The organism is Streptomyces sp. LZ34 (assembly GCF_053890475.1).
The window spans coordinates 5,199,751-5,215,740 of record NZ_CM132680.1 but is presented as its reverse complement, the minus strand read 5'-3'; the positions used below and the strand labels follow the sequence as shown (position 1 = coordinate 5,215,740).

Annotated in this window: 18 protein-coding genes; 6 read left to right on the top strand and 12 right to left on the bottom strand. The window is 71.7% G+C overall.

Going from position 1 to position 15,990, the window contains the following annotated elements:
* Positions 1–401 precede the first annotated feature (401 nt).
* Positions 402–1,190 carry an ABC transporter ATP-binding protein gene (locus ACWY4P_RS20760; RefSeq protein ID WP_456212038.1) on the top strand — a complete coding sequence of 263 codons (789 nt, stop codon included), beginning with the start codon at positions 402–404 and terminating at the stop codon, positions 1,188–1,190.
* Positions 1,187–3,763 (top strand): ABC transporter permease, encoded by a 2,577-nt coding sequence (locus tag ACWY4P_RS20755; RefSeq protein ID WP_456212037.1) that lies wholly within the window; start codon positions 1,187–1,189, stop codon positions 3,761–3,763. The genes ACWY4P_RS20760 and ACWY4P_RS20755 overlap by 4 nt, the downstream gene beginning before the upstream one ends.
* A 115-nt stretch (positions 3,764–3,878) precedes the next feature.
* Here ACWY4P_RS20755 and argJ read toward each other — a convergent pair whose 3' ends face one another.
* Positions 3,879–5,078, bottom strand: a complete 1,200-nt coding sequence (gene argJ / locus ACWY4P_RS20750; protein WP_456212036.1) for a bifunctional glutamate N-acetyltransferase/amino-acid acetyltransferase ArgJ — start codon at positions 5,076–5,078, stop codon at positions 3,879–3,881.
* A 196-nt stretch (positions 5,079–5,274) separates the two neighbouring features.
* On the opposite strand from argJ, the gene ACWY4P_RS20745 reads away from it, so the two are divergent.
* On the top strand, positions 5,275–5,847 hold the full coding sequence (locus ACWY4P_RS20745; protein WP_456212035.1) for a GNAT family N-acetyltransferase: 573 nt from the start codon (positions 5,275–5,277) through the stop codon (positions 5,845–5,847).
* A gap of 33 nt (positions 5,848–5,880) precedes the next feature.
* On the opposite strand, the gene ACWY4P_RS20740 is transcribed toward ACWY4P_RS20745, so the two are convergent.
* Together ACWY4P_RS20740 and ACWY4P_RS20735 are read right to left on the bottom strand one after the other, a co-directional pair.
* Entirely contained in the window at positions 5,881–6,309 is a 429-nt protein-coding gene (locus ACWY4P_RS20740; RefSeq protein ID WP_456212034.1) for a hypothetical protein, read from the bottom strand.
* A gap of 29 nt (positions 6,310–6,338) precedes the next feature.
* Positions 6,339–7,463, bottom strand: a complete 1,125-nt coding sequence (locus ACWY4P_RS20735) for a MerR family transcriptional regulator (protein ID WP_456212033.1) — start codon at positions 7,461–7,463, stop codon at positions 6,339–6,341.
* Between the two features lie 121 nt (positions 7,464–7,584).
* On the opposite strand from ACWY4P_RS20735, the gene ACWY4P_RS20730 reads away from it, so the two are divergent.
* Positions 7,585–7,974 (top strand): VOC family protein, encoded by a 390-nt coding sequence (locus ACWY4P_RS20730; protein WP_456212032.1) that lies wholly within the window; start codon positions 7,585–7,587, stop codon positions 7,972–7,974.
* An 18-nt stretch (positions 7,975–7,992) separates the two neighbouring features.
* Here the strand turns inward: ACWY4P_RS20730 and ACWY4P_RS20725 are convergent, their stop codons facing one another.
* From ACWY4P_RS20725 to ACWY4P_RS20685, 9 genes are all read right to left on the bottom strand, one after another.
* A complete protein-coding gene (locus ACWY4P_RS20725) occupies positions 7,993–8,274 on the bottom strand; it encodes a gas vesicle protein K (protein ID WP_456212031.1) in 282 nt (93 codons plus the stop codon).
* A complete protein-coding gene (locus ACWY4P_RS20720; protein WP_456212030.1) occupies positions 8,271–8,495 on the bottom strand; it encodes a gas vesicle protein in 225 nt (74 codons plus the stop codon). The genes ACWY4P_RS20725 and ACWY4P_RS20720 overlap by 4 nt, the downstream gene beginning before the upstream one ends.
* Positions 8,492–9,337 carry a GvpL/GvpF family gas vesicle protein gene (locus ACWY4P_RS20715; RefSeq protein ID WP_456212029.1) on the bottom strand — a complete coding sequence of 282 codons (846 nt, stop codon included), beginning with the start codon at positions 9,335–9,337 and terminating at the stop codon, positions 8,492–8,494. The genes ACWY4P_RS20720 and ACWY4P_RS20715 overlap by 4 nt, the downstream gene beginning before the upstream one ends.
* Entirely contained in the window at positions 9,334–9,696 is a 363-nt protein-coding gene (locus tag ACWY4P_RS20710) for a gas vesicle protein (protein ID WP_456212028.1), read from the bottom strand. Before ACWY4P_RS20710 ends, ACWY4P_RS20715 begins: the two co-directional genes overlap by 4 nt.
* Before the next feature lie 6 nt (positions 9,697–9,702).
* Complete coding sequence (locus ACWY4P_RS20705) at positions 9,703–9,954, bottom strand: gas vesicle protein GvpG (protein WP_456212027.1); 252 nt, start codon at positions 9,952–9,954, stop codon at positions 9,703–9,705.
* Position 9,955: 1 nt separating this feature from the next.
* Positions 9,956–10,717, bottom strand: a complete 762-nt coding sequence (locus tag ACWY4P_RS20700; protein WP_456212026.1) for a GvpL/GvpF family gas vesicle protein — start codon at positions 10,715–10,717, stop codon at positions 9,956–9,958.
* A 4-nt stretch (positions 10,718–10,721) separates the two neighbouring features.
* Complete coding sequence (gene gvpJ / locus ACWY4P_RS20695) at positions 10,722–11,246, bottom strand: gas vesicle protein GvpJ (protein ID WP_456212025.1); 525 nt, start codon at positions 11,244–11,246, stop codon at positions 10,722–10,724.
* A 68-nt stretch (positions 11,247–11,314) separates the two neighbouring features.
* Positions 11,315–11,626, bottom strand: coding sequence for a gas vesicle protein GvpO (locus ACWY4P_RS20690; RefSeq protein ID WP_456212024.1), 312 nt, complete (start codon positions 11,624–11,626; stop codon positions 11,315–11,317).
* 156 nt (positions 11,627–11,782) lie between these two features.
* A complete protein-coding gene (locus ACWY4P_RS20685) occupies positions 11,783–12,574 on the bottom strand; it encodes a FadR/GntR family transcriptional regulator (RefSeq protein WP_456212023.1) in 792 nt (263 codons plus the stop codon).
* A 228-nt stretch (positions 12,575–12,802) separates the two neighbouring features.
* On the opposite strand from ACWY4P_RS20685, the gene ACWY4P_RS20680 reads away from it, so the two are divergent.
* Both ACWY4P_RS20680 and ACWY4P_RS20675 read left to right on the top strand, forming a co-directional pair.
* Positions 12,803–14,194, top strand: coding sequence for an MFS transporter (locus ACWY4P_RS20680; protein WP_456212022.1), 1,392 nt, complete (start codon positions 12,803–12,805; stop codon positions 14,192–14,194).
* A 55-nt stretch (positions 14,195–14,249) separates the two neighbouring features.
* Positions 14,250–15,983, top strand: coding sequence for a dihydroxyacetone kinase family protein (locus ACWY4P_RS20675; protein WP_456212021.1), 1,734 nt, complete (start codon positions 14,250–14,252; stop codon positions 15,981–15,983).
* Positions 15,984–15,990 lie beyond the last annotated feature (7 nt).

Sequence of the window (15,990 nt, the reverse complement as noted above, 5' to 3'; positions counted from 1 at the left end):
ACGACCCACCATTCCATGCGGGATCGGGGGAAGGGAAGCGGGCGTCCGGGCGGCCGAGCAGCGGACTTGAACCTTCCGTGACGTGAGGGCCCAGTCTTGACCCTGAGACGGGGTACGTCTGAGGTCTTACACCCCTAGGGGTCATCCACCCGTTCCTCCTACCCGGGGTTCGTACCGGCGGAGGAGGCACCCGACCTGCGGCGCTTCTAGGGTTTCTATGGCCGGCCTGACCGAGAGGGTATGGCTAGCCCCCCTAGCGATACGGAGCCAGGCACCATCGCGGCACCCCTCACGCCCGGGCCACCCTTGATGTGCGCGGGCGGAAGACCCCGGCTCGTGGAAGAACGCTCAGCACCACTCGCAGTACCACTCGCAGAAGAAGACGACATAGGAGAGTCACCGTGACAACCGCTGTATCGATTCCCAAGACCGGGGGCAGTGGAGGACATACGGCTGTTGCCGCCCGCGCGCGCCAGGTCGTCAAGGCGTACGGCTCCGGCGAGACCCGTGTGGTCGCGCTCGACCATGTGGACGTCGACATAGCCCGCGGACAGTTCACCGCGATCATGGGCCCGTCGGGCTCCGGCAAGTCGACCCTCATGCACTGCCTCGCCGGTCTGGACACCGTGACCTCCGGCCAGATCTTCATCGACGAGACGGAGATCACGGGGCTCAAGGACAAGAAGCTCACCCAGCTGCGCCGCGACCGGATCGGCTTCATCTTCCAGGCGTTCAACCTCCTCCCCACGCTCAACGCGATCGAGAACATCACCCTGCCCATGGACATCGCGGGCCGTAAGCCGGACCGCGCCTGGCTGGACCGGGTGGTGGAGACCGTGGGTCTGGCCGATCGGCTCAAGCACCGGCCGAACCAGCTCTCCGGCGGCCAGCAGCAGCGCGTCGCCGTGGCGCGCGCCCTCGCCGCCCGACCCGAGATCATCTTCGGTGACGAGCCCACCGGAAACCTGGACTCCCGGGCCGGCGCCGAGGTGCTGAGCTTTCTGCGGCGCTCGGTGGACGAGCTGGGCCAGACCATCGTGATGGTCACCCATGACCCGGTCGCCGCCGCGTACGCCAACCGGGTGCTGTATCTGGCCGACGGCCGGATCGTCGACGAGATGTACAACCCCACCGCCGAGCTGGTGCTGGAACGAATGAAGAGCTTCGACGCGCGCGGGCGGGTGTCATGACCGTCTTCAAGACCTCGATGCGCAATTTCTTCGCGCATAAGGGACGCATGGCGCTGTCGGCCATCGCCGTCCTGCTGTCGGTGGCCTTCGTCTGCGGCACGCTCGTCTTCACCGACACCACCAACGCCACCTTCGACCGGCTCTTCTCGAGCACCAGCTCCGATGTGTCGGTCAAGCCGAAGGAGACGGGCGGCAGCAACAACGGCCCGCAGAGCGGCAAGATCGAGACGGTGCCCGGGGCGCGGCTCGCCGAGCTGAAGAAGGTCCAGGGCGTCAAGTCGGTGGTCGGTGAGATCAGCACCGAGACCGCCACCGTCGTCGACAAGAACAACGACGACATCGGTCCGAAGTCCGGCGCCCCGACCGTCGCCACCAACTGGGACCCGACCGAGCTCCTCGCGGTGGACCTCACCTCCGGCCATGAGCCGCGCGGCCCCACCGAGGTGATGCTCGACGCCGACACGGCCAAGAACAAGAAGCTGAAGATCGGCGACGAGCTGCGGATCATCGCCGTGCCCGGCGAGTTCCGCGCCAAGATCGTCGGCCTGACGACCTTCAAGGTGACCAACCCCGGCGCCACCGTCGTCTACACGGACAACGAGACCGCGCAGCGCGAACTGCTCGGCCGCCCCGGCGCGTACACCAGCTTCGCCCTGACCGCCCAGCCCGGCGTCAGCAACGACCAGCTGAAGAAGAACGTGGTCGCGGCCATCGGCGACGGCCTCAAGGTGCAGACGAAGGACGAGGCTGCCGAGGAGGGCAAGGACGACATCGGCTCGTTCCTCGACATCATGAAGTACGCGATGCTCGGCTTCGCCGGGATCGCCGTGATGGTCGGCATCTTCCTCATCGTCAACACCTTCTCGATGCTGGTCGCCCAGCGCACCCGTGAGATCGGCCTGATGCGGGCCATCGGCTCCAGCCGTAAGCAGGTCAACCGGTCGGTGCTCATCGAGGCGCTGCTGCTCGGCGTCGTCGGCTCGGTGCTCGGCGTCCTGGGCGGCGTCGGCCTCGCCATCGGGCTGATGAAGCTGATGGGCAACATGGGCCTGAACATCAGCACCGACGAGCTGACGGTCAAGCCCGCCACGCCCATCATCGGCCTCACCATCGGCATCGTCGTCACCCTCATCTCCGCGTACATCCCGGCCCGCCGCGCCGGGAAGATCTCTCCGATGGCGGCCCTGCGGGACGCGGGCACCCCGGCGGACGCGAAGGCCGGGCGGATCCGGGGCGCGATCGGCCTGCTCCTCACGGCGGCCGGCACGGCGGGCCTGGTCGCCGCGGCGAACGCGGACAAGGCGACCGAAGGGTCGATGTTCCTGGGCCTGGGCGTGGTGCTGACCCTGATCGGCTTCATCGTCATCGGCCCGCTGCTGGCCGGCCTGGTGGTCCGGGTGCTGGCCGCCGTCGTTCTGCGGGTCTTCGGCCCGGTCGGCCGCATGGCCGAGCGGAACGCGCTGCGCAACCCCCGGCGCACCGGCGCCACCGGCGCCGCCCTGATGATCGGCCTCGCGCTGGTCGCCTGCCTGTCGGTGGTCGGCTCCTCGATGGTCGCCTCGGCGAGCGATGAGCTCGACAAGTCGGTCGGCGCGGACTTCATCATCCAGTCCGACGGCGGCAAGCCGATCACCGCGGAGATCGCGAAGGCGGTGCACGCGGCGAAGGGCGTGGACCACGTCACCGACGTCAAGGACCTCGACGACACCAAGATCACCACGCCCGACGGCAAGACCTCCACCGACAGTCTGGTCGCCGCCGACCCGACGTTCGCGGACGACCTGCGTACCCCCGTCGTCGACGGCACGCTCTCCAACGCCTACGGCAAGGACGCCATGTCGGTGTCCGAGGACTTCGCCAAGGACCACAAGGTGAAGACGGGCGACACCCTTACCGTCGCCTTCAAGGGCGGCAAGACGGCCAAGCTCAAGGTCGCCGCCATCACCTCGGACGACACCTCGTTCAACCAGGGTGCCAAGTACGTGAACATCACCACCGCCGAGCGCTATATCCCGGCCGACAAGATGCCGGTGAACTCGATGATGCTCGCGGCCGCCAAGGACGGCCAGGACAAGGAGGCATACGCCTCCCTCAAGGCTCAGTTGGACGACTTCCCGCAGGTCAAGGTCCGGGACCAGACCGACTACAAGAAGTTGATGAAGGACCAGATCGGGCAGCTGCTCAACCTGGTCTACGGCCTGCTGGCGCTCGCGATCATCGTCGCGGTCCTCGGCGTGGTGAACACCCTGGCGCTGTCGGTCGTCGAGCGGACCCGGGAGATCGGCCTGATGCGCGCCATCGGCCTGTCGCGCCGCCAGATGCGCCGCATGATCCGCCTCGAGTCGGTCGTGATCGCGCTGTTCGGAGCCCTGCTGGGCCTCGGTCTCGGCATGGGCTGGGGTGCGACGGCGCAGAAGCTGCTGGCGCTCGAGGGCCTGAAGACCCTTGAGATCCCGTGGCCGACGATCATCACCGTCTTCATCGGCTCGGCCGTGGTGGGCCTGGTCGCCGCCCTGCTCCCGGCCTTCCGGGCGGGCCGGATGAATGTGCTGAACGCCATCGCCACCGAGTAGCCGGCGAACCATCAGGCCGCTGCCCCTTCGTGGGGGTGAGGGGCAGGGGAGACCGGCCCGGCGCGCTCCAAGGGAGCCCGCCGGGCCGGTCGCTTGTGGGTCAAGACGCTTTGGGTCAGGAGGTGTAGTCGGCGTTGACGCGTACGTAGCCCGCCGACAGATCGCAGCCGTAGACGGTGGCGGCGGCCTCGCCGAGGCCCAGGGAGACCGAGATCGAGACCTCGCTGTCTCGCATCAGCTCGGTGAGCCGGTCCAGGGTGTCCGCCTCCGGCTCCTCGGGGTAGACCTCGATGCCGCCGAAGCGCACGCTCACCTTGGCCGGCTCGATGTCGGTGTCGTCGGTGTTCTTGCCGATGGCCATCAGGACCCGCCCCCAGTTGGGGTCCGCCCCGTGCACGGCCGTCTTGACCAGTGGCGAGTTCACCACGCTCTTCGCGACCCGCTTGGCCTGCGCGCGGTCCCCGGCCCCGTCGACGGTGACGCGCAGCAGCTTGGTCGCGCCCTCCCCGTCGATCGCCATCTGCCGGGTCAGATCCAGGCACACCTCGGCGAGCGCGGCGGCGAACTCGTCCTGGTCGACCGGCCCCGCCGCGCCGTTGGCGAGCACGGCCACCGTGTCGGAGGTCGAGGTGTCGGTGTCCACGCTCAGACAGTTGAAGCTGCGGTCCACCGCGGCGCGCAGCGCGGCGTCCAGCGCGTCGGGCGCGATGGACGCGTCGGTGAAGACATAGGCCAGCATCGTGGCCATGTTGGGCTCCAGCATCCCGACGCCCTTGGCGACGCCGACGATCCGGGCCGCCCCGACCGAGCGCGCACTGGTCTTGGGCCGGGTGTCGGTGGTCATCATCGCGCGGGCCACCCGCTCGGTCCCGGCGTCGAAGGCGGCGGCGCCCCGGGCGAGGTGCGGCTGGTCCAGATGCGCACGGATGGCGTCCATCGGCAGCGGGCGCCCGATCACACCGGTGGAGCCGATGAGCACCTCGCCCTCCGCGACGCCCAGAATCCCCGCGACGCGCGCGACCACCTCGGCGGCGTTCAGCTCACCCTCCTTGCCGGTGGCCACATTGGCGTTCTGGGCGAGGGTGACCACCGCCCGCAACTGCCGTCCGGCGGCGTGCCGGCGGCTGAGCACCACGGCCGGGCCCGCGAAGCGGCTGAGGGTGAACATCGCGGCGCTGACGGCGGGCCGGTCCGAGGCGACGATCGAGATGTCGTCGCCGCTGTCGCGGATGCCGCCGTGGCCGGTGTAGGCGTGGAAGCCGCGCGGCCAGGCCGACGGGGCGGAGACATCAAGCGATGCATGACTATTCGGCATGTCGAATATATTTACACCCGGGGTTCGGGCTGGTCCAGCGGATATCCCGTCGTGCGACCAGAGGTTGTACGGAAAACGGCTGGCCGCCGCGCATCGTGGCTCCCTAGGGTCCGTCCATGCCCCGACCAGGAGGCGCGGGACAGCGAGGCGGGCGGGACACTGAGGCGGGCGGGACATCGAGACGGGGGGACGGGCGATGGAGCCGGATCCGGAGCGCGTGACGTGTTGGCGCGGCAAAGATGTCCGTTTCGCGCCCCTCGACGTCGATGACGCGAAACTGATCCACCGATGGCGGTCGGACCCGGTGGCCTTCCATGAGGCAGGCTTCTGGCCGAGGGCCCTGTCCACGGTCCGCGAGCGGATCGAGAACGACGTCGCCGACGGGGATCGTGACGACTTCCTGGTGCTGCTGGAGGACGGCACGCCCATCGGCCATATCGCCCTCACCGGCCAGGACCTCGTCGTCGGCTCCGGGGAGGTCTGCCTGGTGCTGGACCCGGCGCGGCGCGGCCAGGGGCATGGCACCGACGCGGTCGACGCGCTGGTCGACTTCGCCTTCGGTGAGATGCTGCTGTACCGCCTGGAGGCGGTCACCCACACCACCAACGCCGCCGCCCTCGCCGTCCTCGCCAAGTCGGGCTTCGTCCAGGAGGGCGTGCGGCGCGCCGCGTGCCCGCACCGGGGGAGCCGTCATGACCTCGCGGTGCTGTCCCTGCTGAGGCCCGAGTGGGAGGCGCAGACCAGGCCCCGGGCCCGGGACCACGGCTGAGACCCGCCGCCTCGGACCAGCCGCCTCGGCCCGTCAGGGCCCGGGCGCGCCGGCCGTGCGCAGCGACTCCGCGACGGCGGAGCGGATCCCGTCGCCGTACGGCCCTTCGGGTACGTCGTCAGCGCGGGCGGCCGCCAGCGCGAGGTGTTCGCGGGCCTTGTCGGGCTCGCCGAGCGCCCGGTACGCCGTGCACATGTTCAGGTGCAGGGAGGCGTGGAAGCCTCGGACCCGGTCGTCGTTCACCGCGCCGGCGCGGCCCAGGCACTCCTGGTTCCAGCGCAGCGTCTCCTCGGGGGTCGGCTGGTGGCGGGCGAGGTAGTGGGCGGCCACACAGGCCTCGTAGTCGTCGGCGGCGGTGTCCCAGGCCCGCTGGAACAGGGCGTGTGCGTCCTCGTTCCTGCCTTCGGTCTCGGCGGTCATGCCCTGGACGCACAGGCGGACGACGGGATTCTCGGGATCCATGGTCTCTCGTCTCTCGTCTCTCTCCAGCTCTAGGTGGTGGTGTCGCGCACCGGCATGACCAGGGTGGTGAAGCTCCCCTGGTCGGCGGAGCGGACGACGACGGGCCGGGCCGCGGACGCGATCTCCAGCAGCACATCGGGCCCCACGCTCGCGTCGAGCGCCGGCAGCAGTACGCCGGGGTCGAAGGCGATCCGCAGTGGCGGCCCCGTACAGATGGCGCGCAGCGCGATCGTGTCCGGCCCCTCGGGTTGCTCCGGCGAGATCAGGAGGTCGTCCCCGGCGGTGGTGAGGGTGATCGACCGGTGGCCGGTGTCGAGGCGGTCCGCGACGGCCCGCCGCAGCCTGCCCCGGTCGGCGATCACGCGGTGCCGGGCGGCCCCGAGGTCGTCCAGCACCATCCGGTACGCGGGGAACACCTCGTCGCAGCCGGGCAGTTCCCGGCACTCGCCGCCGCCCCGTACGTGCGCATCCCGGCCCTCGACCTCGACGGCGACCTCGGGCAGCCGCCGCGCCCAGGCCACGGTCTCCGTCAACTCGTCTACGTCCAGCAGCAGTTCGCACGGCTCGCCCGCGATCGACAGCGGCCGGAGCGCCCGTACGGCCAGCCGGTAGCGGTCCGTGGCCACCAGCCGGATCTCCTCGCCGTCGATCTCGACCAGGACGCGGCCGAGCACCGGGAACTCCTCCCGGGCCGCGCCGGCCGCCACCGCCGAGCCCACCTGCCGCACCGCGCCCGCCAGTTCGGCCCCGCCGACGCAGACCTCGGCGCGGCACGTTCCCCCGGGCAGCGCGCGCAGGATCTCCTCGATCGCGGCGCGGGCCGCCGCGGCCGACTCCCTCGTCCGGCCCAGATGCGCCCGCAGCACCTCGCGGGCCTCCTCGTACGGCCCGTCCAGCACGGCCGTCGCGTCGACCAGCGGCAACTCGGCCTCCCGCAGCCGGCGCAGCAGCGCGGCGCGCGGCTGCTGCGCCGTGGCGTAGTAGCGGTAGCCGGTCGCCGTGTCCACGTGGGCGGGCCGCAGCACCGCGCAGTCGTCGTAGAACCGCAGCGCGCTCGGCGCCAGCCCCACCCGCCGGGCGAAGGCGCCGATACTCAACAGGCCCTCGGTGCTGTCGGTGTTGTCGGTGCCCGGTGCGGAGTCCTTGTCGTCCATGGGCGCGATTGTTGAGCTTCATGCGACTTGAAGGTCAAGGAAACTCCTCGCGCGGGAGGCGATGAGTTTCGTCGGGCCCGGCGGTCCTACAAACACAACCGTTCCGTTAGGGGAGATGACCATGACCGAGAGCACCAAGGGCACCCGCATCACCGAGCTGGGCAAGGTGGCCGTTCCGGTATCCGACCAGGACCGGGCGCTGGACTTCTACGTCTCCACCCTCGGCTTCGAGAAGCGCGCGGACATCCCCCTCGCCGAGGGCCTCCGCTGGATCGAGGTGGCGCCGACCGGCGGCGCGGCCGGGATCTCGCTGGTTCTGCCGATGCCGGGGCAGTCGCCCGGCGTCGAGACCGGCATCATCCTCACGAGCGAGGACATCGACGCCGACCACGCCGCGCTGCTGGCCCGCGGCGTCGACACGGACCCGGAGGTCGTGCGGTGGGGTGCCCCCGTGCCGCCCATGTTCGGCTTCCGCGACCCGGACGGCAACAAGCTCATGATCGTGGAGTGATCCGGTCGCGGCGGTCATTCAGTCCCGGGGGAGCAGGGTGCCCAGCGGGCCGAGGTCCAGGTTGAGGTCTTCGGGGCGCAGACCGTGCTGGGCGCACAGCTCCGCCATGCGCTGGTCCAGGAGCATCAGCGTGGTGCCGATGCGTTCGATCTGCTCGTCGCCGAGTCCGCCGGCGTCGATCCGGCGCAGGGCCTGGCGTTCCATCAGCTGCCGGAGGAGTTCGACGACGGTCAGGACGAGGGCGACCAGATCGCGGCCCAGCGTGTCGGTGTCGAGATCGACCCTGCCGCCGCCGGTCACAGCGGGCCGCCGTCGGCCCAGGGGGCGGGGACGCGTTCGTTGACCGAGGAGAGCAGGGCGTGCAGGGAGAGGCGCACGAGGGGCACCTCGGCGATGGCGATGACCACGTCGCCGCTGATGACGACCCCGGTGGCCAGCACCCGGTCGAGCAGGTCCACCAGCGGCACACCGATCGGTCCGTACGCTTCGGCGGGGGCGGTTCCCCAGGCGGCGGTGGTCATCGGGGGACGCCCCCGTCGGGCCCGTCGGCGAAGGAGTACGGGGCCCACGGGCCCGAGAGCTCGATCTGGACGGCCGTCTCCTCCCGGCGCAGGGCTTCCAGCGCGGCGCGCAGTTCGCTCTCGCGGGCGCTGTCGACCAGGTAGGCGGCGTTGAGTACGTGGGTGCGGTGCGCCCCGGTGACCTCGACCCCGTGCGGGCGCAGCCGCCGGGCGGCCACGGCGAGGCCGCGTACCACCGCGTCCACCCGTTCCGCGGCCTGGAGTGCCTCGTTCTGGTGCTGCTCGCGGGTCTGGTGCCGGGTGCGTACGCGGTCGAGATAGGCGCGGCCGCTGCCCGCCCCGGCGCCGGGCGCGGCGCCGGGTGGCGGGGCGGGGGAGGAGGCCGGGGGCGCGGGGGCGGTATAGACCTTCACCCCCCACTCGACGCGGCCGGTGAACCGGCCGAGGGCGGAGAGGAAGGACTCCTCCTTCTCGCGCAGGGCCGCGCGGACCCGCGCGTCGCCGAGATAGAGCGTGGCGAAGGGCAGCGGCACGGTCGGTGTGACGGCCGACGCGGCCATGATCACCTCATGGTGGGCGCGGGCGCAGCGCTCCAGCTCGTCGCGGTCGGTGAGCCTCTGCCGCAGGGCGTCCTCCGCGAAGTCGACGGCGGACACGTCCTGGACGACGGCCGTGAGCGGGCCCGCGGCGAGCGTACGGACCGGGGCGGCCTCGTCGAGCCCCGGGAGCCCGACCAGGGCGGCCGGGTCGCACCGTCCGCAGACGGCGAAGGCGTAGGTGACCGTGGGGAGCTGACCGGGCGTCTGCTCGTTGGCCTGCTTGCTGTGCTGCTCGGACGTCATCCGTCCCTCCTCTCCTCGCCGCCGACGGCGCTCAGCTCCCCCGCGTCGCCGCCGGATTCCAGCGCCTCCAGGCGATTGCGCAACACTGCGTTCTCCTCGGCGAGGGCGTCGCGCGCGGCGCGGGAGGAGAGCGCCGGATCGGTCTCCCACCAGTCGATTCCGGCTCTGCGGGCGGTGTCGACCGACGACACGAACAACCGGAGCCGGATGGTGAGCAGTTCGATGTCGAGCAGGTCGATCTTGATGTCGCCGGCGATGACGATGCCCTTGTCGAGCACCCGTTCCAGGATCTCGGCGAGGTTGGCGGTGGGCGGGGCCGTGCCCAGGGGGGTCCTGCCCGTCAGCTCGGGATCAATCACGGCGCCTCACCGGTGCCTCACGGGTAGGGACGGGACCGACCGCTCCAACTGGTCGAGCAGCCGGTCCTCTTCTCGCTCGAACTCCTCGGGGCTGATCACCCCCGCGTCCAGGTCCTCGTTCAGCTCGGCGAGCCTGGCGCGCAGGACCGCCGGGTCGTGCAGCTCGTGCTCCGCGGCGTCCACCAGGCAGTCCGCGATCCAGATCACGCCCCGGACGGGTGCCATGGGGAGGAGGACGAGCCCGCTCAGCAAGCCCATGTCACGCTCCGCTCGGGACGGGGTCGCGCCGGGGGGTGCCCGGGGCGGGGTCCACAAAGCTGTAGCAGGGCAGCGGCCCGGTGAGGCGCAGCTCCACATGGCTGCCGTGGGCCGCCGCGAAGCGCTCCACCGCGGCCCGGAACCGTTCCTCCGCACGCCGGTCGAGGAGGAAGGAGACGTTGAGCACGCACCCCGGCACCTCCGGCCCCCGCACCTGTTCCACCGCCACCGCGGACAGCTCGGCGACCACCGAGGCCGACGCGGCGGCGGCCCGGCCGGACAGCCCCCGCGCCACGGCCTCGCCGAGCCGCACGCTGGCCTCGTACCCCGGGGACCGGCGCGCGGCGGCGCGCGCCCGGGCCACCTCGGGGTTCTCCCGGACCAGCGCGGGCAGCCCGGCCTGGACCGGCATGGCCTTGAGGTTCATCTCGATCCGGCCGTCGAGACGGTCGAGCGCGGCGAGATACGCACGCTCGGAGGCGGTCAACTGGCCCCGCACGGAGGCCTCGTCGGGGGCGATCATCCCGAAGCGCATGGGCAGCACCGGGCCGTCCGCCGCCAGCGCCAGCGCCAGGTCCTGGTGCGCGAGGAGGTCGCGCCGCTTGGCGCGCAGGCCGGGCGGGGCGTCGCTGACCACGGCGGCCAGCTCTCCGGCGCGGAGCGTACGGACCGGGGCCGGGTCCGCGCCCACACCGGTGCGGCCGGGCGGCACCGGGTGGGAGGCGCGGACGACGCCGTAGACGTACACGTCCTGTGCGGCCATGGGGTCAGTCCTCCTCGTCCTCGGTACGGCGGTGGCGGGAGCGGGCGGGCGCGCGCCCCCGCGGGCGGCGCTCCTCGACCAGGTCTTCATCCCGGCCCACGTCCCTGCCCTCGTCCCGGCCTTCCTCCTCGTCCTCGTCCTCGTCCTCGTCCTCGTCGTCACGGCCGGTCACGGCCTTCTTGACCTTGCCGCCCACGGTCTCCACCGCCTTCTTGGCCGTCTTCTTGGCCGCCTTCTTGCCGAGGCCGGCCTTGCCCGCGCCCAGCAGCTCGGGCACGGTCGTGCTGCTGCGGTCGAATTCCAGGTCCAGGCGGTTGCAGGCCTCGGCGAAGCGGAGGTACGTGTCCACGCTCGCCACGACGATCCGGGCGTCGACCTTCAGGATCTCGATGCCGACCAGGGAGACCCGGAGGAAGACGTCGATCACCATGCCGCGGTCGAGGATGAGTTCGAGGACGTCGTAGAGATTGCCCGAGCGCGAGATGCAGACGACGTCGTCGGTGTGGGTGGGGGCGTAGGTGGGGGCCATGATCGGAGCGTCCTTTCGATGGCTCGGCCCTGGGCGCCGGCCGGGTGCGACCGGCCCGGCCCGGCCGGTCAGCAGTCGTCGGCCGAGCCGCGCCGATAGCGGCGGACTCTCCGGTACTCACGGAGCTCACCGCGCTCGTCGATGTCCACCTCGTAGGTGGCCAGCAGGCTGGTCGTGTCGGGGATCCGGGCGACCTCCACGACGTCCACGCTGACGCGCCAGCCGTCCTCGACCCGGCACACGGCGCTGACGCCCTCGGAGGGGTGGGTTATCAGAGCGGCGAGCTGTTCGCAGGCGCGGCCGGCCGCTTCCGCCGCGCCGGTCCTGCGGGGTGCGCGGTCCGCCTTGGGGGGAGATGCGCGCCGTTCTCGCTCTGCCATGTGCATCAGTCTGGGCGCATGACGGGTTCGGCCGCGCCTTGAGATGGGCCAATACGGTGGCCCGCCCCGCCCCGCCCCGCGTGTGTACGTGCTGCCGCGCCCCGCGTGCGTACGTGCTGCCGCGCCCCGCGTACGAGCTGCCGCCGCCCGCGTACGTTACGAGGCGCCGCCGCCCGGACCGTTGCCCGAAGCGCCGCCGCCCGTCGTCCCGCCCTCCTCCGCGCTCAGCGAGGACCACAGCCGCTCGCTCGCGCACTGCATGTGCTCCGCCATGGCCTGCTCGGCCGCCTGCGGGTCGCGGTCGCGGATGGCCTGGAGGATCGCGCCGTGTTCCTTCAGTGTCCCGGTCACCGTGCCCTCGATGTCGCCCGCGCGCTCCATCCACACCTGGAGCAGCGAGCGGATGCTGTGGAGGATGTCGCTGAGCACGGAGTTGCGCGCGATGGTGGCGGTCTCCAGGTGGAAGGCGATGTCGGCGTCGATGAACGCCGTGACGTCGCCGCCCGCCTCCCGCATCCGCTCCAGGTGTGCCTCGAGCCGTTCGACGTCCGTGGCCTCGGCGCGCTCGGCCGCCAGCCGGGCGGACACGGCCTCCATGAAGGTGCGGACCTCGACCAGGTCGTGGGTGCGGCGCTGGCCGAGCATCAGGCCCCAGTTGATGGCCCGGGGCAGGAATTCCGAGGTGCCGGCGCGTACGTAGGAGCCGGAGCCGGGACGGATCTCGATGATGCCGAGCACATCGAGTGCCGAGAGCGCACCGCGCACACTGGAACGGGCGACGTTGAGCGCCTCGGCCAGCTGGCGCTCGGCGGGCAGCCGGGTGCCGGGCTTCAGGTGGCCCTCGGAGAGGTGGTCCAGCAGCCGCTTGGCCACCTCGCTCACCGATGACTCCCGGACGACCGGGCGCAGCAGCGCGGTGAAGTTCGGCTGGTCGGGCTCGGCGCTCACGTGGCGTTTTCCCCTCTTGGACTCGGGTCCTCGGACATGCCTGCCCTAGTACATCACCAGGGCAGACGGCCTGGGGCGGCAGTGTTGCGGTAGGTGCTGGAGGGCCGCCCGTCAAGGGTTTCAAAAGCGACACACATCACTTTGGTTAATTGGTGACCAATTTTCGGGGAGTGACTTAGCGTGTAGGCACCCCACAGGACAATGCCGTCCGCTCAGTCAGGAGCCGTCATGGGCACTGTCGCCCCATCCCCCGTCATACGGGACGTCGAGAGATCGGCCGTGAAGAAGGTCGCGCGCCGTCTCGTCCCCTTCGTCGCCCTGATGTTCTTCGTGAACTTCCTGGACCGGACCGCGGTCTCCTTCGCCGAGCCCAACGGCATGGGCGCCGACCTCGGCCTCTCGGCGGCTCAGTTCGGACTCGCCTCCGGCGTCTTCTTCATCGGCTACATCCTGCTGGAAGTGCCCAGCAACCTGGCCCTGCACCGGTTCGGCGCCCGCCGCTGGCTGGCCCGGATCATGGTCACCTGGGGGATCGTCTCCCTGCTGTTCACCTGGGTGCAGAGCACCGGGCAGCTGTACGGGCTGCGCTTTCTGCTCGGCGTCGCCGAGGCGGGCTTCTTCCCCGGGGCGATCCTCTACCTCAGCCAGTGGGTCCCGGCCCGCCACCGCACCAAGATCCTGGCGCTGTTCTACCTGGCCCAGCCGCTGACCACGGTGATCGGCGCCCCGCTGGCCGGGCTGCTGATCAACCAGCACGGTGCGTTCTTCGGCCTCGACGGCTGGCGCTTCATGTTCCTCGGCGTGTCCATCCCCGCGATCCTGCTCGGCATCATCGCCTGGTTCTATCTGATCGACCGGCCCGCCGACGCGAAGTGGCTGACCCGGGAGGAGAAGACCTGGCTCACGGCCGAGCTGGCGCGCGAGAACGGCGCGAAGGCGGGCAGCGAGCAGACGACGGCCGCCGGGCACGGCGGGCGCGGCGCGCTCAAGGCGGCGTTCACCAACGGCCGGGTGTGGGTCCTCTCCCTCGTCTACTTCGGCTTCATCTACGGCCTCTACGCCCTGGCGTTCTTCCTCCCCACGATCATCGGCGGCTTCGAGGAGCAGTACGGCACCCAGTTCTCCGTGCTGGACAAGGGCCTGATCACCGCCATTCCGTACCTCCCCGCCGCCATCGTGCTCTTCTTCTGGGCCCGGCACGCCACCCGGCACGGGGTCCGCGCCTGGCATGTCGCGGGACCGGCGGTGGTCGGCGGCATCAGCATCCCGCTCGCCCTGTACATGGGCTCCCCGAGCGCGACCATCGCGGTCATCACCGTCACCGCGTGCTCGATCTTCGCCGCGCTGCCCACGTTCTGGTCGCTGCCGTCCCAGTTCCTCACCGGAGCCGCCGCGGCCGCCGGCATCGCCCTGATCAACACCATGGGCAATGTCGCGGGCTTCGCCGCGAGCTACATCACCGGCTGGCTCAAGGACTTCAGCGGCTCCTACTACCTCCCGCTCTTCGTCGTCGGCGGCTTCATGCTCCTGTCGGCCGTCCTGATGCTCTGGCTCAGCACCCGGCCCCTGCCACAGGCCGCGGACGACGCGGAGCAGCAGCTCATCGCGACCGGGCACTGACCCCGCCCGGCCGGCACATACCGATCGCTCACCCGTGGCCCGGAGGCCGCCTGCCATGACTCGACTGTTCAACACCCCCGCCGCCTTCGCGGACGAGGCCCTGGAGGGCTTCGTCGCCGCCCACCGCAGATGGGTACGGCGCGTCCCCGGCGGTGTCGTCCGCGCCACCCCCACGGCCCCGGGCCAGGTGGCGGTCGTCATCGGCGGCGGCTCCGGCCACTACCCGGCCTTCTCCGGCCTGGTCGGCCGGGGCCTGGTGCACGGCGCGGCGGTCGGCAACGTCTTCGCCTCGCCCTCCGCCCAGCAGGTCCAGCAGGTGGCCAAGGCCGCGCACAGCGGCGGCGGGGTGCTGCTGACCTTCGGCAACTACGCCGGTGACGTGCTGCACTTCGGCCAGGCCCAGGAGCGGCTGAACGCCGAGGGCATCGACTGCCGGACGGTCGTCGTCACCGACGACATCTCCAGCGCCCCCGCCGAGGAGTCCGCCAAGCGCCGCGGGGTCGCCGGAGACCTCGCGGTGTTCAAGACCGCCGCCGCGGCGGCCGAGGCGGGCCTGCCCCTGGACGAGGTCGTACGCCTCGCCCAGCTGGCCAACGCCCGCACCCGCTCGTTCGGCATCGCCTTCTCCGGCTGCACCCTGCCCGGGGCCGACGCCCCGCTGTTCACCGTCCCCGTGGGCCGGATGGCGGTGGGCCTGGGCATCCACGGCGAGCCCGGCCTGTCCGAGGCGGCGGTGCCCACCGCCGACGAGGCGGCCGAGCTGCTGGTCGCCACGCTGCTGGCCGAGCTGCCGGAGGGGGTGGAGACTCCGCGCGGGCTGCGCGCGGGCGTGATCCTCAACGGGCTCGGCACGGTCAAGTACGAAGAGCTGTTCGTGGTCTACCGCAGGGTGGCCCGGCTGCTGGACGAGGCGGGCGTGGCGGCCGTCGACCCGGAGGTCGGCGAGCTGGTCACCAGCTTCGACATGGCGGGAGTCTCGCTCACGCTCTTCTGGCTGACCGAGGAGCTGGAGCCGTTGTGGACGGCCCCGGCCGACGCGCCCGCGTACCGCAAGGGGGCGCTGGAGCCGGCCGTGGACGTCAGCTCCGAGAGCCCTGAGGAACAGCCCGAGCAGACGATCATCCCCGAGGCGAGCGAGGAGTCGCGCGCGGCGGCCCGTACGGTGCTGGACGCGCTGGCCGCCGTCCTGCGGACCGTCGACGAGCACGCCGACGAGCTCGGCCGCATCGACGCCGTCGCGGGCGACGGCGACCACGGCATCGGCATGCGGCGCGGCGCCGAGGCCGCGTACGAGGCCGGACGCAGCGCCCTGGGCCTCGGCGCGGGCGCCGGCACCCTGCTGTGCCACGCCGCCGACGCCTGGGCCGACCGGGCCGGCGGCACCTCCGGCGCCCTGTGGGGCGTCATCCTGCGCCAGGTCGGCGCCGCCCTCGGCGACACCGACCGGCCCGGCGCGGCCGCCGTCTCCACCGGCGTGAACGCCGCCGCCGACGGCGTCATGCGGCTCGGCAAGGCGGCGGTCGGCGACAAGACGATGGTCGACGTGCTGGTCCCGCTGGCCGACGCGCTCAGCGAGGCCGCAGGCGAGGGGCAGCCCCTCGCCACCGCCTGGGACGCCGCGGCCACCGCCGCCGAAGCCGCCGCCAAGGCCACCGCCGAACTCCTCCCGCGCCTGGGCCGCGCCCGCCCGCACGCGGAGAAGTCCCTGGGCACCCCGGACGCCGGCGCGGTGTCCCTGGCCCTGATCGCCCGCGCCGTGCACGGCGTACTCGCTGCGAAGAACGACTGAGATGAAG

Excerpts from the sequence above, each read along its gene's own strand:
- ACWY4P_RS20755 (WP_456212037.1), top strand. The coding sequence starts at position 1,187 with ATGACCGTCTTCAAGACCTCGATGCGCAATTTCTTCGCGCATAAGGGA.
- argJ (WP_456212036.1), bottom strand. The coding sequence starts at position 5,078 with ATGCCGAATAGTCATGCATCGCTTGATGTCTCCGCCCCGTCGGCCTGG.
- ACWY4P_RS20745 (WP_456212035.1), top strand. The coding sequence starts at position 5,275 with ATGGAGCCGGATCCGGAGCGCGTGACGTGTTGGCGCGGCAAAGATGTC.
- ACWY4P_RS20740 (WP_456212034.1), bottom strand. The coding sequence starts at position 6,309 with ATGGATCCCGAGAATCCCGTCGTCCGCCTGTGCGTCCAGGGCATGACC.
- ACWY4P_RS20735 (WP_456212033.1), bottom strand. The coding sequence starts at position 7,463 with ATGGACGACAAGGACTCCGCACCGGGCACCGACAACACCGACAGCACC.
- ACWY4P_RS20730 (WP_456212032.1), top strand. The coding sequence starts at position 7,585 with ATGACCGAGAGCACCAAGGGCACCCGCATCACCGAGCTGGGCAAGGTG.
- ACWY4P_RS20720 (WP_456212030.1), bottom strand. The coding sequence starts at position 8,495 with ATGACCACCGCCGCCTGGGGAACCGCCCCCGCCGAAGCGTACGGACCG.
- ACWY4P_RS20715 (WP_456212029.1), bottom strand. The coding sequence starts at position 9,337 with ATGACGTCCGAGCAGCACAGCAAGCAGGCCAACGAGCAGACGCCCGGT.
- ACWY4P_RS20705 (WP_456212027.1), bottom strand. The coding sequence starts at position 9,954 with ATGGGCTTGCTGAGCGGGCTCGTCCTCCTCCCCATGGCACCCGTCCGG.
- ACWY4P_RS20700 (WP_456212026.1), bottom strand. The coding sequence starts at position 10,717 with ATGGCCGCACAGGACGTGTACGTCTACGGCGTCGTCCGCGCCTCCCAC.
- gvpJ (WP_456212025.1), bottom strand. The coding sequence starts at position 11,246 with ATGGCCCCCACCTACGCCCCCACCCACACCGACGACGTCGTCTGCATC.
- ACWY4P_RS20690 (WP_456212024.1), bottom strand. The coding sequence starts at position 11,626 with ATGGCAGAGCGAGAACGGCGCGCATCTCCCCCCAAGGCGGACCGCGCA.
- ACWY4P_RS20680 (WP_456212022.1), top strand. The coding sequence starts at position 12,803 with ATGGGCACTGTCGCCCCATCCCCCGTCATACGGGACGTCGAGAGATCG.
- ACWY4P_RS20675 (WP_456212021.1), top strand. The coding sequence starts at position 14,250 with ATGACTCGACTGTTCAACACCCCCGCCGCCTTCGCGGACGAGGCCCTG.